This window comes from Cupriavidus sp. 05N38 (assembly GCF_056397345.1).
This window is the reverse complement of sequence record NZ_JBFTNF010000023.1, coordinates 1-16,384: the sequence shown is the minus strand read 5'-3', so window position 1 is coordinate 16,384 and position 16,384 is coordinate 1. Positions and strand designations below refer to the sequence as shown.

Annotated in this window: 11 protein-coding genes and 1 pseudogene; 6 read left to right on the top strand and 6 right to left on the bottom strand. The window is 58.9% G+C overall.

Annotation, left to right across the window (positions count from 1 at the left end):
* The first annotated feature begins 1,060 nt into the window (after nt 1-1,060).
* Both AC1DK4_RS17940 and AC1DK4_RS17935 read left to right on the top strand, forming a co-directional pair.
* Nucleotides 1,061-2,449, top strand: a complete 1,389-nt coding sequence (locus AC1DK4_RS17940; protein WP_441616533.1) for an MFS transporter — start codon at nt 1,061-1,063, stop codon at nt 2,447-2,449.
* 73 nt (nt 2,450-2,522) lie between these two features.
* Nucleotides 2,523-3,314 (top strand): class II aldolase/adducin family protein, encoded by a 792-nt coding sequence (locus tag AC1DK4_RS17935; protein WP_441649927.1) that lies wholly within the window; start codon nt 2,523-2,525, stop codon nt 3,312-3,314.
* Nucleotides 3,315-3,662: 348 nt separating this feature from the next.
* On the opposite strand, the gene AC1DK4_RS17930 is transcribed toward AC1DK4_RS17935, so the two are convergent.
* The 5 genes from AC1DK4_RS17930 to AC1DK4_RS17910 form a co-directional block, all read right to left on the bottom strand.
* Nucleotides 3,663-5,162: an aldehyde dehydrogenase family protein gene (locus AC1DK4_RS17930; protein WP_441616529.1), complete on the bottom strand. Its 1,500-nt coding sequence runs from the start codon at nt 5,160-5,162 to the stop codon at nt 3,663-3,665.
* 155 nt (nt 5,163-5,317) lie between these two features.
* The gene (gene mdlC, locus AC1DK4_RS17925; RefSeq protein ID WP_441616826.1) at nt 5,318-6,931 is read right to left on the bottom strand and encodes a benzoylformate decarboxylase; all 1,614 of its coding nucleotides are present in this window, start codon (nt 6,929-6,931) and stop codon (nt 5,318-5,320) included.
* Between the two features lie 326 nt (nt 6,932-7,257).
* Nucleotides 7,258-8,346, bottom strand: coding sequence for a porin (locus AC1DK4_RS17920; protein ID WP_477131674.1), 1,089 nt, complete (start codon nt 8,344-8,346; stop codon nt 7,258-7,260).
* Nucleotides 8,347-8,744: 398 nt separating this feature from the next.
* Nucleotides 8,745-9,818 carry an aromatic ring-hydroxylating dioxygenase subunit alpha gene (locus AC1DK4_RS17915; RefSeq protein WP_441616525.1) on the bottom strand — a complete coding sequence of 358 codons (1,074 nt, stop codon included), beginning with the start codon at nt 9,816-9,818 and terminating at the stop codon, nt 8,745-8,747.
* A 58-nt stretch (nt 9,819-9,876) separates the two neighbouring features.
* Entirely contained in the window at nt 9,877-10,842 is a 966-nt protein-coding gene (locus AC1DK4_RS17910; protein WP_441616523.1) for a PDR/VanB family oxidoreductase, read from the bottom strand.
* Nucleotides 10,843-11,442: 600 nt separating this feature from the next.
* Here AC1DK4_RS17910 and AC1DK4_RS17905 point away from each other — a divergent pair.
* The 4 genes and pseudogenes from AC1DK4_RS17905 (at nt 11,443) to AC1DK4_RS17890 (ending at nt 15,042) form a co-directional block, all read left to right on the top strand.
* Nucleotides 11,443-12,030: a hypothetical protein gene (locus AC1DK4_RS17905; RefSeq protein ID WP_441616521.1), complete on the top strand. Its 588-nt coding sequence runs from the start codon at nt 11,443-11,445 to the stop codon at nt 12,028-12,030.
* 294 nt (nt 12,031-12,324) lie between these two features.
* Nucleotides 12,325-12,969 (top strand): annotated as a pseudogene (locus tag AC1DK4_RS17900) (hypothetical protein); the annotation flags it as partial.
* Nucleotides 12,970-13,020: 51 nt separating this feature from the next.
* Nucleotides 13,021-14,223, top strand: coding sequence for a formaldehyde dehydrogenase, glutathione-independent (fdhA, locus tag AC1DK4_RS17895; protein ID WP_477131673.1), 1,203 nt, complete (start codon nt 13,021-13,023; stop codon nt 14,221-14,223).
* Nucleotides 14,224-14,601: 378 nt separating this feature from the next.
* On the top strand, nt 14,602-15,042 hold the full coding sequence (locus AC1DK4_RS17890; protein ID WP_441616515.1) for a hypothetical protein: 441 nt from the start codon (nt 14,602-14,604) through the stop codon (nt 15,040-15,042).
* Between the two features lie 83 nt (nt 15,043-15,125).
* Here AC1DK4_RS17890 and AC1DK4_RS17885 read toward each other — a convergent pair whose 3' ends face one another.
* The gene (locus tag AC1DK4_RS17885; protein ID WP_441616513.1) at nt 15,126-15,950 is read right to left on the bottom strand and encodes an IclR family transcriptional regulator; all 825 of its coding nucleotides are present in this window, start codon (nt 15,948-15,950) and stop codon (nt 15,126-15,128) included.
* Between the last annotated feature and the right edge of the window lie 434 nt (nt 15,951-16,384).

The following is a 16,384-nucleotide window of genomic DNA, read 5'->3' as shown; positions in this document are numbered from 1 at the left end:
TCCGCGGGAAGCACACCGGCGGCAGACCGGCCAGCCCGGCGATGAGATGCCGACAGTCTCAGGGGCTGGGCACCCTACGCCCCGCGAGACACCTGCCGGCGCTGTCACGACACGACTTCGGTTTCGTTTGGCTCCCTGCCGGTGCTCGGACCGGCAACCTGCGAATTGACAGTGCGCGGGGACAGACCGGCTGACCACCAGAACGACAAGCTGCATTGCGTTTGCTCACTGAGCCGACGTCCGGCGCGATTGCCGTAAAGCAGCCTGTAGCAACATGCTCCGCAACAGCCTCGCCGCCGCGTGAAGGCATCGCAGCGCCTCGAATGCGCTGTGTCGTACGGGGTTCTCGCCTCAACACATCAGTCAGGCCTGGCGCCGCCCTCCCTCCCAGGTACCCGAGCAGTCCCGTTCGAGCTTCGCTCGCAGCATGACACCCGCAGCGCGCCTGCGCGGTGCCTCCAGGCTCACGCGCCACCGATGCCGCGCCGAGCGCCCCGTGCCCTCGATGTCCGGATTCGAGGGCGGCACCCCCCTCTCCAGACCGCATCAGCACCGGCCTGCATGGCGCCATCCCTGGTGTAAACACCTATTGGACTGCTCGCTCTCAAATAACATTATTGCATCACAACAGCATTGTTGCATTGTGAGTGTGAGGCGCGAGGGACATGCCGGACTCCCGGCGTGACGCGGATCGCTTGTTCTTCCTGGAGCGCGCCACGGCACCGCCGGTCAGAGTGCGTAGACCGCTGCCAGACCACTCACTTCATGCCACCCGAATTCCACCGCTTTACGCAGGTGCAATGCCGCCGCGCACGTCGCAGGAAGAAGCGGCTTCGAATTGGTACTTCCTGCATCCAAACAACATGYGACGAAGAACGCAATCTTCTTAGCAATCCACTGCTTATCCGGTTCAAAACGGCGCGCCGGAGAATTCAAGCGCCTACTGCAAGGAGACGACGAATGCTCATTCCAATGTCATGTGGTTCCACGGAGCCAAATCTCCGGGGAAAACGCCCCCCGCTCCCCCGTTGCGCGCAACGACCCAACCAGGGGATGCGCCATGAAGACTAACGACGGCATCATCCAGCGTACGGTCGATATCGGACATGTCCTCGATGAGGGTGCATTCTCGGCCCTGCAGAAAATCGTGGTGGTAATGACATCGCTGGCACTCATCCTGGATGGCTTTGACGGCCAACTGATCGGGTATGCGATTCCTGTGCTGATCAAGGAGTGGGGCATCAGTCGCGGCGCGTTTGCGCCGGCGGTGGCCGCCGGACTGGTCGGCATGGCAATCGGAAGCGCCACCGCCGGTCTAATCGCAGATAAGTTCGGCCGCCGGATGACGTTGATCGTCACCGTGCTGCTTTTTGGCACCGCGACATGTGCAATTGGTCTTGCAACGAATATCTTCACGATCGCCAGCCTTCGTTTCATTGCCGGACTGGGCCTCGGCGGCGCGCTGCCCATCGCGACGACGATAACCGCCGAGTTCACGCCTGCGCGTAACCGAACCATCGCAATCACAGTCACCTGCATCTGCGTGCCGCTGGGCGGCATGCTGGCCGGCTTGTTCGCCGGTGTCGTCCTGCCGCATTACGGCTGGCGCAGCCTTTTCTTCATCGGCGGCACTTTCCCCCTGGTTTGTGGCGTGTTGCTGCTTGCCGTACTGCCTGAATCGCCGCGCTTCCTCGCGCGCAAGCATCACCGATGGCCTGAACTGCGCGACTTGCTATCGCGCATGGCCAGGCCGACTGCCGAAAGCACCGTGTTCAAAGATATCGGCGAACAGGCGACAGAAAAACGGGCAGGCTTCAGCGCGTTGTTCGAGGCCAGCCTAATCCGTGACACGCTTGCGATCTGGAGCGCATTCTTCATGTGCCTGATCGCGGTTTATAGCGCCTTTAGCTGGTTGCCCACCATGTTATCGGCCGAAGGTCTTCCAATCGGCATTGCCAGTTCGGGCCTGACTGCCTGGAACCTGGGTGCTGTAATCGGTGGCCTGGGCTGCGCCGTGGCGATCGCGCGCTTCGGATCGCGTTGGCCAATGGTCATCGCCTCGTCGGGCGCAGCCGCGAGCGCGTTCTTGCTTCAGAGCGTCAACGCCGGAAAGAACACCGATCTCTTCATCTTCGGCCTCGGGGTTCACGGCATGTTCGTCAGCGCCATACAGTGCACGCTCTATGCCGTGTGCGCCTACGTATACACGACGAACGTTCGTGCGACCGGCACGGCATCGGCGCTGGCATTCGGGCGCCTTGGCTCGATTCTGAGTGCGTTCCTTGGCGCGATCGTCATTACCGCTGGCGGTGCTTCCGCCTATCTTGGCCTGCTGGGATCGGCAATGCTTTTCGTGACCGTCGCGTTGCTGGTAATCAAGCGGCATATCCCGTCGCTGAAAACAAGCCGCGCCGTAGTTGCAACGAGTTCGCCGTTTCCAGCCGAATAGCCGATTAGTTCTTCCATGAAGCGGGCCGCGCAACGGGCCCGCAGTTCACCCACAAAAACCAGAGGACCTTGGTATGTCATTGTCAAACCCCGAACTCCTGCATGTCCTGGCAAACTGCCGGAAGAAAGCGGCTCACATCGATGCCGCCGAATGGGAGATGCGTGTCGATCTCGCGGCCTGTTACCGCCTGATGGCTCATTTCAGAATGACGGATTGGATCTACAATCACATCTCGGCGAGCGTCCCAGGTTCTCCGCACCACTATCTGATCAATCCCTTTGGCCTCCTCTACGAGGAAGTATCGGCCTCCAATCTGGTCAAGGTCGACATACACGGCAACCTGGTCGATGACATACCGCTAGACGTGAACCCGGCGGGATTCGTCATCCACGGCGCCATACATAAGGCTCGCCCCGATGCCGTCTGCGCCCTGCATACACATACCGCCGCAGGCATCGCAGTATCGACCCAGGTGGAAGGACTGCTTCCGATCTCGCAGCATGCGCTGAGATTCTATGATCGTCTCGCCTATCATGACTTCGAAGGCGTCGCACTCGATCTCGATGAACAGAGCCGCCTAGTCCGCGATCTCGGCAACAAGAATGTCCTGATCCTGCGTAATCATGGCTTGCTGACTATCGGCGCTACCGTGGCGGATGCATTCAAGGAGATGTACTACCTTGAGCGCGCGTGCCAGATCCAGGTCAGTGCACTGGCGGGGCAAAGACAACTGACGTTGCCCTCGGCGGACGTTTGCGTTCGCACCGCCGAGCAGTTCGGCGGCGACACAGAGATCCTGCAAGGGCGCGACTGGCGGGCACTGCTTCGGCTTCTGGATCGGACCGACCCGTCTTACAAGGAGTAGGTTGAGCGATGTCCCGGTCAGCAGAGTCGTGAACTAGACCGTCGCACGGGTTCCATATCCCATTCGCGCCGACACCAAGGCTGGTTTGGGATCTGCCCCCCACTTGTTGGCCTCTTCGCACAACAGGGGAAAATATCCGGGAATTCGAGAGGATCGCGCTTGACGGCAACGAACTGGCCCCACGTTCATCTAACGCAGGTTTGTTAGGCTGCCGGCCAGGAGCAAGGCGACCAATGTTGAGCAGAGTACCCCAGCCTACGGAGACGGGCCTGTCAGTTTCTTTGTGTGCAGGGCAGTTGCCCTGCACACAAAACTTCTGACAAGCCCTCCGACCCCAGTGGCCGGCAGTCAGGAAAAGATTCCCACCGGACCATCATCCAGACTCACGACAACGCCTTTGGTATGCGTGTATTCACGCAAGATGTCATGTGCGAACTCGCGTCCGTAGCCGCTCTGCTTATAGCCGCCAAGTGCCATGCCGGGCCGGTGGTTGAAGTACCGGTTTACCCATACGGTCCCTGTCTCCATCGCCTTTGCCAGGCGATGTGCCTGGGTGAGATCCCGAGTCCACAAGCCTCCCGCCAGACCATAAGGCGAGTCGTTTGCCTGATGAATGACTTCCTCCTCCTCCGCCCAGGTCATCACACAGGTAACCGGCCCGAAGATCTCCTCTTGCGCGACCCGCATCCGGTTATCCACGTCGGTAAGCACCGTTGGCATGACAAAGAAGCCATTCTCCATGCCCTCCACGTGCGCGACGTCTCCACCAATCGCAACAGTCGCCCCCTCCTCCCTCGCGATTTTGAAGTAGCCACATACCTTGTCGAACTGATTCCTCGATGCGAGCGCCCCTAGTTGCGTCCGGGAATCGAGCGGGTCGCCTACCCTGATTCGGCCAATCACGCCAAGAAGCTTGTCGATAAACTCATCCTTGATCGACTCATGCACGAATACCCGAGAGCCGGCCAAGCAGACTTCACCCTTGTTGAACACCGTCGAGACTGCCGCCCCCTCCACCGCCGCATCCACGTTCGCGCTCGGGCAAACTATCTGCGCCGACTTCCCGCCTAGCTCCATGGTCTGCGGAATCATGTTCACGGACGCGTACTGAGAGATCCTCCTTGCCGTAGCCAAGGACCCGGTGAATGCAACTTTGCGCACCAGCGGATGCGTCACCAGCGCTTCACCAATCTCCGCCCCATATCCCGTCACGACGTTCACCACGCCCGGCGGAATAATGTCACTCATTTCACGGAAGAACTCCAATACCGCAAGACAAGCAGTCTCCGCAGGTTTGAGCACGACCGTATTTCCGGCAACGATCGCAGGGGCGATCTTTGCGGCCATCATCAGCAGCGGCACGTTCCACGGTATCACTTGTGCGCACACCCCCAGCGGCTCGCGGTGCACCAATCCGACGGCATCCGGATAGTCGCGCGTCTCGCCCGCGAGGCTGTAGGCAGCCCCCGAAAACAGCTCAAACTGCTCCGCGACGAGCGGAATATCCCAAAAGCTGGCCTCGCTGATGGTCTTTCCGTTGCTCAAGGTCTCCATCAAGGCATAGTCTTTCTGCCTGGCGCGCACGCGGCGAGCGAACTCAAGCAGTAGCGCCTGCCGCTGCGCCGCACCGGACCGCGACCAGGATCTGAACGCCAGCGCGGCAGCCTCCACTGCCCGGTCCACGTCCTTCTTCCCACCCGACTGGATTCGGCTCAACACGCTTCCGGTCGATGGATTGATCTGATCAATCGTCCCTCCTTCGATTGATGCAACCCATTCCCCGCCTATGAAATGCCTATACTCATCCTGAAAACGATATGCTCCACTCATTTCATCGATCTTAGACATACGATCTTCCCTTAACGCATTCAGTATTCCCCGGATCGCATCTTCGCCGGCCGTCAACTATTTGCGATCCGTACGAAGTCAGCGACGAAACGCAAAGGCGGACGTCATCATCCCGGCCAGACCCGTTTCGTCCGCCATTTCCCCAGCAGCGGCTTTCAGTCGACTATTGTCACCTCGACAAGAAATGGTTCATTCGACCTCAATGCGATCTCCAGATCGCGATGAAGCTCTCCCGGATCTGACACCCGCTTTCCGTTCCATCCTTGTGCCCTTGCCAAAGCCACAAAATCGATGGCTGGAATACTTGTTCCAACGGGTTCTGGCAGATCGAAGTGCGCTGCATAGTTTTCAAGTGCCGCATACCGCTGGTTATTTACGATGATCATCGTCATCGGGAGTTTTAGCTGCGCCGCTGTCCAAAGCGACTGGATCGCGTACATGCTTGATCCGTCGCCAAACAGGCCGATCGTCCGGCGGCTCGGATCAGCGAGTGCGACGCCGACCGATGCGGGCATGGCATGCCCCAGCCCCCCGCTCGAACATGTAAAGAAACTCTTGGGTTCATTGATGTGGAGGTAACTCTGCATCGCGATACGGCTGGAGGCCGCCTCCTCAACCACCACACTGTTTGCGGGGCGACTCTCCGACAACGTCTGCATCAGGAAGGCCGTGCTAATGCCGCTGCCCATGCTCACGCGGGGAGGCGATTGGCGGCCGCGGCGCCGGGGCGGAGCGGCGGCGGTATTGCAGGCCAGCAGGTCTCGAACACCGAGGCGAAGGGTGCATCGAATCGAGGTACCTTCGGCGCATCCCGCTGCATGGTCCGGATCGTCCGTTAGCTGATACAGTTTCGAGCCGACCGGAATGTGAGGCCCCACCCCTGCCGCATGGTAAGAAAATACCGGGGCGCCCACGACACAGATAACGTCATGATCGTGGAGACACTCAACGATTCGTTCGCGATACGGTGGCAGGAATCCCGCAAATAACGCGTGGTCTTCCGGGAAACTGCAACGCGCCGACATGGGGCTGACCCAGACATGCCCCTGATATTGCTCCGCAAGCCTCAGCATATCCCCCCAGGCGCCGTCGCGATCAACACCGGCGCCAACCACGAACACCGGGTTGCGTGCGGTTTTCAAGGCCTCCGCAAGACCGGCAATCGCCTGCGGGTCGGGACGCAACCCGAAGCTAACCTCGCGTGTCGCAACAAGGGAAGCGGGCCTGTTCCAGTCATCCATCGGGATGGACACAAAGGTTGGTCCGCGGGGAGCCTGCATGGCGATGTAGTAGGCGCGAGCGATAGCCGCGGGGACATCCTCAGCTCTCGCCGGCTCGCACGCCCATTTAACGTAGGGTTTTGGGAGCTCCGTCGGCTGCGCCGAGAACAAGAAGGGGTCATACGGAAGAATTGACCTGTCTTGCTGGCCTGCGGTGATCACCAAGGGCGTTTGATTCTTGAAAGCCGTGTATATATTTCCCATTGCATGCCCCACCCCGGCTGCAGAATGAAGATTCACCAGGGCGGCGCCTCCACTTGCTTGGGCGAATCCATCGGCCATGCCGACCACCACCGACTCCTGTAATCCCAGGATGTACCTGAAATCTTCGGGGAAATCGTGGAACATCGGTAGCTCCGTGGTTCCAGGATTGCCAAATATCGTGGTCATATTCAACGAACGAAGCAGTTCAAACACTGCCTGTCGTACCGTGCATTCATCCTGCGGAATGCCCGCGCCCGGTCTCGCGATAGCATCGATGTCACTCATTTCATCGTGGCGTGGATTCAACATCAAATTACCCTCCGTTGTTGCACTAAGCCCAGTGTGGCAATGGGAATTACGAATTTCCTTTTTGACCGGACATGCCAACGTGCGGATGCATCGCGCTCCGGCGTGGTCGTCGCGGCCAAATCAGATGAAGTTGTGGTTAGTTCGCCGGAATCGAGGTTGATCTCGCTATCCTTGCTCGCGGCGTCTTCGCCGCCGTGACAGGTCCGCGCGAAGATTCATATGCCGTGTCCGATACAACGACAAACAGGCGAAAACTGGTGTGTACTGGTAGTGATTCTGCACACGTCCATCTGGCGCCCTGGTCAGAAGATATGTTTGATCCCCACCATCAGCCCAAGTTGGTTTCCCCCAGAAGCCGGATTTGAACCGGCTGCCGCGCTACTGACGGAAATGGCCAGGTCACCTCGATTGTCAATGTAGCCGACGCTCCCGTAGACCCTCGTTCGCTTTGAAAAATCATAGGTCGTTCGAGCCACGAATAGCCACGCCTTGTTCGGACTATTGGAGAACTTCAGGTAATGGGCCTCCGTGTCGATATTCCAGGCAGGCGTGATGGCGAGTGACCCGCCGACAAACCACAAGTTGCTGCGGGGAGTCGTACTTCCCTTGTTGTCTCGCCGGATCACGCCCGCGCCAAGCTTGGCGTTGCCAACAAGTGCGTAGCCGTTGATGGTAAAGCGATCGTCGGTGAGACTGCTCCTGGTGAGGCCGCCAAACGCGCCCGGCCCGCCTCGCATTGAATCGTAGGCGGTGCTAACACCCCAATTCCGGGTTTCGTACTGCAATAGAACTGACCACTCCGTGCAGGCGCGTTTATCCGCCGGATTTTCGCCAGCACAATTGGTTCCCGCAGGACTCGACGCATTGGCGACATCCCTGCCAAAGCTATAGGTTGCTCCTGCCGTCATGCCTCCGAACTTGCCCTTATACGAAATAGTATTGTCGCTTCGCGCGTTCGCGATCCCCGGATCTAGGGACGCCGAACCGAACGCGTTCGGCCCCAGAAGATCCGCGTCAAGTGTTGACCAGAACAGCATGGTGTATTGCCTGCCAAACGCCACTTGCCCCCACAAGCCATTAAGCCCGACATAGGCTTGGCGACCAAAGAGCCGTCCGGCCTGATTGGACACTCCGCTGTCGGGTGAGAATCCGGACTCAAGGACGAAGACCGCATTCACACCCCCACCCAGGTCTTCGGTGCCGCGGATGCCCCAGYGGGACGGAACTGAACCAGTCGTGCCCGGAATTCGGACCACGCTATCCTTTTTCGCACCAATGTTGTTGACATACTCAATGCCGGTGTCAACTACGCCATACAAAGTCACAGACTGTGCAGCGGAAATCAATGGGAACGAYATCAATGCAGTCATTGCGACGTAATTTAACTTCATGGTTCTCCTCCATTTTTTTAATGCACTTGTTGTATGGTTTAAAGAGGCAGTGGCGACTGCGGTGCAGGTCGGCAGACTTGATGCTGAATCCCCAGTCAAGTGCTCTTCGTTGCCAGGTGGTTAGTTCGAAACCGTTGTCGCGTGCGTTCGCAGGCGAGGTTTTTTTCGCAAGACGTTGGGCATGGTCAGATCGCCCGGTCGCTCGAAAGGGCAAAAGGGGGGACGGCGCCGTGCCATACGGCACGGCGCAACAAGGAAAACAAGGGGAGAGAACTCAGCGGCGCTTAGGTGTGGTCGTCCAATATCCGAAGGCTTGGATAGCCAATCGATTGAAATTCAGCGCGCGCGAAACCCCAAGACAAGGGGCCGGATCACCAGACCGTGAGGATCGCCCGCTTCTATCCTTTCTCGACGATCCGATGGTTGGCGGCGCCGGTTTTCCCGTTTTCTGCCTCTTCCCGGGCGACCATTGCCTCCAGCATCCGCCGCATACGCACCGGGCCCACATCCACTTCAAACAAAGCCGGCTTCAGCGACCAGAAGTCAGCATCGCCGATGGCCCGCTGTTGCGCTTCCAGGATTGGTTTGTCCTGGTCGAAGAAGGCGATGCGGCGAAGCTTCGCAAGTTCGATGTCGAACTCCGGGGCAAGCGTTTCCCTGGGAAGACGTGCCGAGGCGAAGTAGTAGTGAGTCGTTCGTGCAGTCTGGGGAGTCAGAATGTGCACGCCGTAGTACCACGCGCCGTGCTCGCGGGATTCGCCCGGGGCGTGTACGCCCGTATCCAGCAGGAACGCCGAAGGGGGATTCCATCGCATGTTATTCCACATATCGACGGGCTTGCCGTCCCCTCGGAAAAGCAGATCAAACACCTTGGGTATCTGAATATTGGGCATCCAGCGGTCGACCTGCAATCCCCCATCGGCTTCCCGCACGGTTGGCAACCCACGGGCCATTTCAGGACTGCCCAGCAAGCCACTGTGCAGGAAGGGGACATGGCTCAGATCGAGCAGATTCTCTCCCAGCAGTTCGTAGTCCGCCTCCATGACGAAGTAGCCCCGTGAGGTTTCATAGCCGCTCTCGCCATCAAGCACACTGTAGTCGGGTATGAGACTCTCATCGGCCGGCTTGTCGCCCATCCAGACCCATAGCATCTGGTGGCGGTCCACCGCGGGGAAGGCCCGCACTCGCGCAGCGGCGGGAATCCTTCCTTCGCCATGCGGGTTGTGCACGCAACGGCCGGTGCAATCGAATTGCAGGCCATGGTAGCAACACTCCACGATGTCGCCGTGGAGTGTGCCCATGTGCAGCGGAATGAAGCGGTGCGGACAGCGGTCAAGCAAGGCAACCGGCTGGCCGTCGCCTCGACGATAGAACACAAGTCCTTCGTCCAGTAATGTCCGATGGAACATCTCGCCTGCCTTCACTTCGTCGGACCAAGCCGCGACATACCAGGCGTTCTTTACGTAATTCATTTTGATTTATCCATTGAGGAGTGAAAGCGCGCGCCGTAGTGGGCGGCCAGCCGGCCTTTCACAGGTCCAGGACCAGCATTTCGCCTTTTGAACGGGAACAGCAGGGAGTGAACTGATCATTCCGGGCGTGCTCGGCGTCAGTAAAATAGTGGTCACGGTGATCCAATTCCCCTTCCAGCACGCGTGTCACGCATGTGCCACACACGCCTTGCTCGCAGGACACGGGGATTTCGACGCCTCGTTCTGCCAGCGCAACGGCCACGGATTTGTCCGCCGCGATTCGATAGACCCTGCCGGTACTATTTATCTTCACATCGAAGGCCTTGTCCTCTTCTGCCCCGCCGACAGCCGCGCCGAAGTACTCGTAGTGAATGAACGGCGCTTGCCAGCCCTGCGCGCGCGCGGTGGACAGGACGAACTCGAGGAAACCCGCGGGGCCACATACGTAGAGATGCGTTTCGGGGTCGGGATTTCGCAAGAGCGCGACGATATCCAGCTTCTGATCGTCGGGCCCATCGTCAAAGTGGAACATGACCTGGGCGGAAAACGCAGACGTCGAAATACGCTCAGCGAACGCAGTACGTTGCCGCGATCGGGTGCAATAGTGCATCTCGAAAGGTGCACCTATGCTGGAAAGACTTTCTGCCATGCACAGAATCGGGGTTACGCCGATTCCACCGGCCAACAACAATGAACGCTTGGCCGCGTGCTCAAGCGGAAAGTGATTTCTTGGTTCGCTGACGTGAAGAAGATCGCCTTCCTGGATGCCGTCGTGCATGGCGACGGATCCACCACGCGAGCCGGGATCCCGCAGGACGCCGATCTGATAATGCGCGGTTTCATTCGCGGCGTTGCATAGCGAGTACTGGCGCACCAGCCCCGATGGACCGTGGACGTCGATATGCGAGCCGGCGGAAAACGCGGGAAGCGACTTGCCGGATGGATCCACTAGCACGAACGAGCAGATATCGACGGCTTCGTCGGCCTTATGTGCCACTTTCAGAGTCAGTAGGGGGGCGTTCATGATGCGTGCGAGATAAGTCTAATCATTGGTTATTGGGGGCGGCGCACTGACTCACGTATGGGCCAATATAGTCTGTGACCACCTTGCTTCAATTCGCGAATCCGATGGAGCCATTCGGCGGCCCCACCATTTCGCGCGAGTCATGGTCATTTGGTTTCGGCTCGATTTGAAGTTGCCATACCGATTTGAGTTGGGCCTGCGCCAAGGCCCATTGGATCCTTGCCGGTCAGGTAGTTCGGCGCCAACACATGCCCGCTTGGGACCTTCCGCTCCGGGAGGCGGCAGCGTGTTCCGCCAGCCCATCGTGATGGCGGAACACGCCGAAGAAATCGGGGATATATCGCTCGCCCCTGTCAGAAACGGCTGAAAGTGACGCCGACGACGTCCGCGCCAGGGCATGCCTCGATAGGTGTCCATGCATGTTTGTCTCCTCACCCACTGTCGTTTGCAACAATATTAAACGCGTGCAACCAAAATGGAGACTAGGGTTTTCACTTACGAATTGCACCCGTGACTCTCGTTGACTTCTCGCGCCCTCATAAAATATAGTTGCATTCATATAACGTAGTTGCACACAACAGCAGGCGATGGAGACGAACGATGGGATTTGCGACCGAAGAAGCGCCTAAAGCACCACAATTCTGTCTGACGCTATGCGCCGTCGGGGCCGGGCCGAAATTGGGGTTCGGCCTCATGGGAGTGTTCAACCTTGCACGCGGATCGCTGGACCTTGCCGACGCGCACCGCTGCGCAGCCCTAACAGGCGGACCAGGTAGCTTTACGCTCGGTGTGGCCGGTCCAGCCGCTCTCTTGATGCCGGCGGGCTTGCCCATGGAGCAACTCGCGCCGCGCCATCCATATGGGCGCGCCCGCTTAGACCAGCTTCTTGCGGCCACCCAAGGCACGGTGATGCCCGCTCGCGGAGTCGATGCGGCACGCCCTTCTGCCCTGGTTCTTGCACTGGGTGCGGCTCTCGCAGCCATTTCCGGCGCGCTGACTGCGCCGGTCGAAGGGCACCAGTTCTTTGCGAACCGAAACCTCCCCGGCGTGCTTGATCCGGGCAATACGACTGCCCTCTACGCGGCGCTAGTTGCCGTGCTTCTTGTCATGTGGATTGCAACCCGGATGACGAATGCACGTTTTTCGGTGTCGCGCTGCAAGGCGCTTGTGATAGCGAGCGTCGGATAAAGGCGCCTGGCTTTGAGACGTTTCAATATCGCCTCGTAGGCCCGGCAACTCCTACCGGCCTCGCCGGATTGGCCGTGTGTGGCGAAACATAGTAAGGATTTTTCATGACTTTTCTTAGAAACTATTGGTATGTGGCGGCGATCGCCGAAGAGGTGCCGGCAGGTGGCATGTTGGCCAGGAGAATCTGCGACGAACCTGTCGTACTGTTCCGCGGTACCGACGGATCCGTAGCGTCACTGGTTTGACGACCCAAACTGGCGCGGAAAGTCCACTCGTTTCCATGTCAACGCCAGCTTCAAGCTCATTGTCGAGAATCTACTCGACCTGAGCCATCTGAGCTTCGTGCATAAATCGACCATTGGGAATAAAGCGGTGGTCGACGAAGCCAAGGTAACGTTCGATCGAGGCGAAAGCGAAGTTCGCGTGAATCGATGGATGCGCAACGTGCCTCCCCCGCCCTCCTATGTGCGCGCTGCGGTGATTCCGTTCGAGCGGGTCGACCGTTGGCAGATCATCCACTTCATGCCACCCGCGTTCTGTCGGCTATATGTCGGGGCAATGAAGCCGGGCATGACACCAGAGGAAGCCGCGAACGCCCGGAAGATGGAGTGGTTGAATCTGAATGCCATGACCCCGGAGACGGAGCACACGACGCATTACTTCTGGGGTCAGGTTCACAACCACGACCTGGACAAGCCTGAAGTTACCGAGCTCATATTTCGGGAAGTCGAAACTGCATTTACGGAAGACAGGGAAGTGTTCGAAGAGCAGCACAAGGCAAGAGAGGGCCGCGTGATCGATCGCCCCGAAGTCAACACGCTCGCTGATGCAGGCTCGCTTCACGCGGCACGGGTCATCGACAGGCTGTTGCGCGAACAATCCGAAGGCTCCGCACAACCGGTCCTGCCAAGTCAGCTGCTGTACGGGCCACGCTGGTAGCCTGGGTTGCGCGGTGGCARTTGCAATAGAGTATTAATCAAGGAGACGGTAATGGCAGCGAACAGAGGTGTGGTGTATGTCGGCCCCGGGAAAGTCGAGGTGCAGGCTATCGCTTTTCCTGACTTGGTAGAACCGAACGGGAGAAAGGCAAATCATGGGGTGGTGCTTCGTGTGGTATCCACCAATATCTGCGGGTCGGATCAGCACATGGTTCGTGGTCGCACGACCGCTCCTGCGGGGTTGGTTCTGGGTCACGAAATTACGGGCGAAGTCATCGACATCGGCTCTGACGTCACAACGCYCCAGAGAGGCGACCTGGTCTCCGTACCGTTCAACGTGGCTTGCGGACGCTGCCCGATGTGCAAGGCGCAGAACACTGGCGTATGTTTGAGTGTGAATCCGGGTCGTCCCGGCGGTGCGTATGGCTATGTAGACATGGGTGGCTGGATTGGCGGCCAGGCCGAATATGTCATGGTGCCGTACGCAGACTTCAATCTGCTGAAGTTCCCGGATCGCGATCGGGCGATGAGCAAGATAAGGGATCTCACCTGCTTATCCGATATTCTGCCAACCGGGTACCACGGTGCGGTAACGGCAGGAGTTGGTCCCGGGGCAACCGTGTACGTGGCCGGTGCCGGGCCTGTGGGGATGGCCGCCGCCGCATCGGCGCGGCTCCTGGGCGCTGCAGTGACTATCGTGGGAGATGTGAACAAGGCTCGCCTGGAACATGCGCGGCGCGTTGGCTTTCAGACTGTGGATCTTTCCGAAGACGCATCCCTTGGAGAGCAAATCGCTGAGATTCTAGGCGAGCCAGAAGTCGATTGTGCGATTGACTGCGTTGGATTCGAAGCGCGCGGACACGGCCATAGCGGCTCGCAGACCGAAGCGCCGGCAACAGTCCTGAACTCGTTGATGGAGGTGACGCGTGTTGCAGGCAAGATTGGCATTCCCGGGCTTTATGTTACCGACGACCCAGGTGCGACCGACCCGGCCGCGCAGCGCGGAAGCCTGTCGGTCCGTCTTGGCTTGGGCTGGGCAAAGTCGCATAGCTTCTTTACTGGTCAAACGCCCGTAATGAAGTACAACCGAAACCTGATGCAGGCCATCCTTTGGGATCGAATCCAGATCGCGGAAATTGTGAATGTCCAGGTTATCAGTCTGGCCCAGGCGCCTGAAGGCTACGCCCAGTTCGATTCCGGGGTCGCGAAGAAGTTTGTGATCGATCCACATGGAATGCTGGCCAAGGCCGCCTGAACGGGCGCTCGGCCGGCTGACCGCGCAATGCTTGAATTGCCTTCCAACAATTCAGACTGACGCAAGAGAAGACGGGCTTGAAGGACATTGCCTGGAAATATCGGAGCGATGTTCGTAACAGCCCGGCCATCGCCGTCTTGACACAATAGCGGGAGTTGCTGGTGCAGTTGTGAGGGAGGATCGAGCTCTGTTGAACACTATACGGCTAGTCGCAACATGGGAATAATCCGCCAAAAGTAGATAGCCGGGTAACCGTCAAGGTGGATACCGATGTGAGAGCAAAAGCCAGGACCACCGGCTTCATCGTCGGGCCGCACTTCCGCGCGATCGAAGGCCTGCCGATCGTCTGCTTATTGACTTCACCGGAAGGAGATATGTGTGAAGAACTCAATCCACTGCTCTTGGTCAATCGAATCGCCGACTATTACGAGATGGGAATCAGAGAAAGAGTTTGAGGTCGCGGCCAGGGCCGCCAGAAACGAACTGAAGCTGGCCCATGCACGTGCAGATGCAGACCTCTTCCATGCACTTAGAAACACGGCGTCGATGGATTTGCGCGCCATCTCGAATACTCAGGCAAACTTTGCGCGGGCATTGGCGATGGCCAGTGAGAACTATCATAAGGCGCTTGCAAATGCTGAAAGGCTACGGCTCTATGCTACTTCAATCACAGACACGCCGATCGGTAGTGGGGCACCGCAGGAAGCCCAAGACCCATTTCTTGACGTGGTAATGGGACTAGCGATGCAACTCGCGGCCGAACTCACTTTCAGCCTTCTTCGCGTCTCGGGCCGAAATCGGCACTCAGAGTGCCTGTAATTTAGCCAGGCTGCGGCGCACCATTAGACTCAGCAGTTCGATGAAGGGGCATTCCCGACCGCGGCACGATGCTGCCGTCGCGCTCATTGACCCACGGCGGCATCGCTCCAGCCAATCTGGCGGCTCAGCCGGGTGGTCAGCTCCAACAAGGCCTGCACGACGTGGCCGTCGATCATGTCGTCCATACGACCAATCGGACCGATGACGGAGATCGCCGCAACGGGCACATTCGAACGGTCGAGAACAGGTGAGGCGACGGCAGTGAACCCTGCGAGCAAGGTGCCAGAGGCCACTGCGAATCTCGAAGCCCGGATGTTCTGCAAAGCGGCGTCCAGATCGAAGTCCGGCCGTGTCGGCGCCCAGGCGCCAACACCATTTTCAGCCTCCCGCTCGAGCAACGACTGGGTCGCGCTGCGCGGCAGGAAAGCGGCGTAGACGAGCCCGATCGCCGATGACAAGAGCGGGAGCACGCTACCAACGCGAATCTCGAGAACCGTTCGATTCCGGCCGTCCACACGGTCCACGATCGTCGGTCCGTGCGTTCCCCAGACGGCAAGGAATGTCGTGTAGCCCAAGGCATCCGAGAGGGCGACCATCTCCCCATGGCTGGACCGCACCACATCTACCTTTTCCAGTGCCGCCAGGCCCAATTTCAATGCCGCGGGGCCAAGACTGTACCGGCCATTGCTCGGATCCTGTGAAACCAGACCCAGATCGAGAAAACTCACCAGGTAGAATCGCAGCTTGCTTGCAGCCATGCCCGTTGCCGCAGCCAGGTCCTTGAGCGCGAGAGGTCCCGGCGCCTCGACGATCTTCTCCAGCACTTCGAAGCCGATGACAATCGACTGAATGCCGCGGGCCTTGCGGTCGGAGGATTCCAGGGATGCTTCGTCGAAGTTAGAGGTCATGCTAGAAATGGGCGATTACTGATCCGACAGGCGGCGACTGCCGAGAGGCGCGCGTACCGTGGTGCACGATCATACACGCACGGCGCAAAAGTCAACAATTGTGCCCATTGATGTGGAAGCCCTGCTCGTCTGGCGCGCTGTGCGTCGCGCCCTTCGCTTGTGGCGCAAGCGATACGCGCGCCACCGGAAGCGGGCAATGCAGTTTATCAGTCAGGCTGGTGAAGGGAACTGCCCCGCCCGCCGATCACGAAACGGCCTTCGGGGTCGCGGTCCTGCCCGGCACCGGCTAGTACAACATCCCGTAAATAGCTTGAATAAATAATCGCCTCGGATATCATGGCGGGATGAGTCGAGGCCGCCATGCAACGCCAGTGAAGTTGGCGAAGAAAGAAAGACAGGAACTGTTATCGCTGATCGAGCGCAAGACGGCGCCG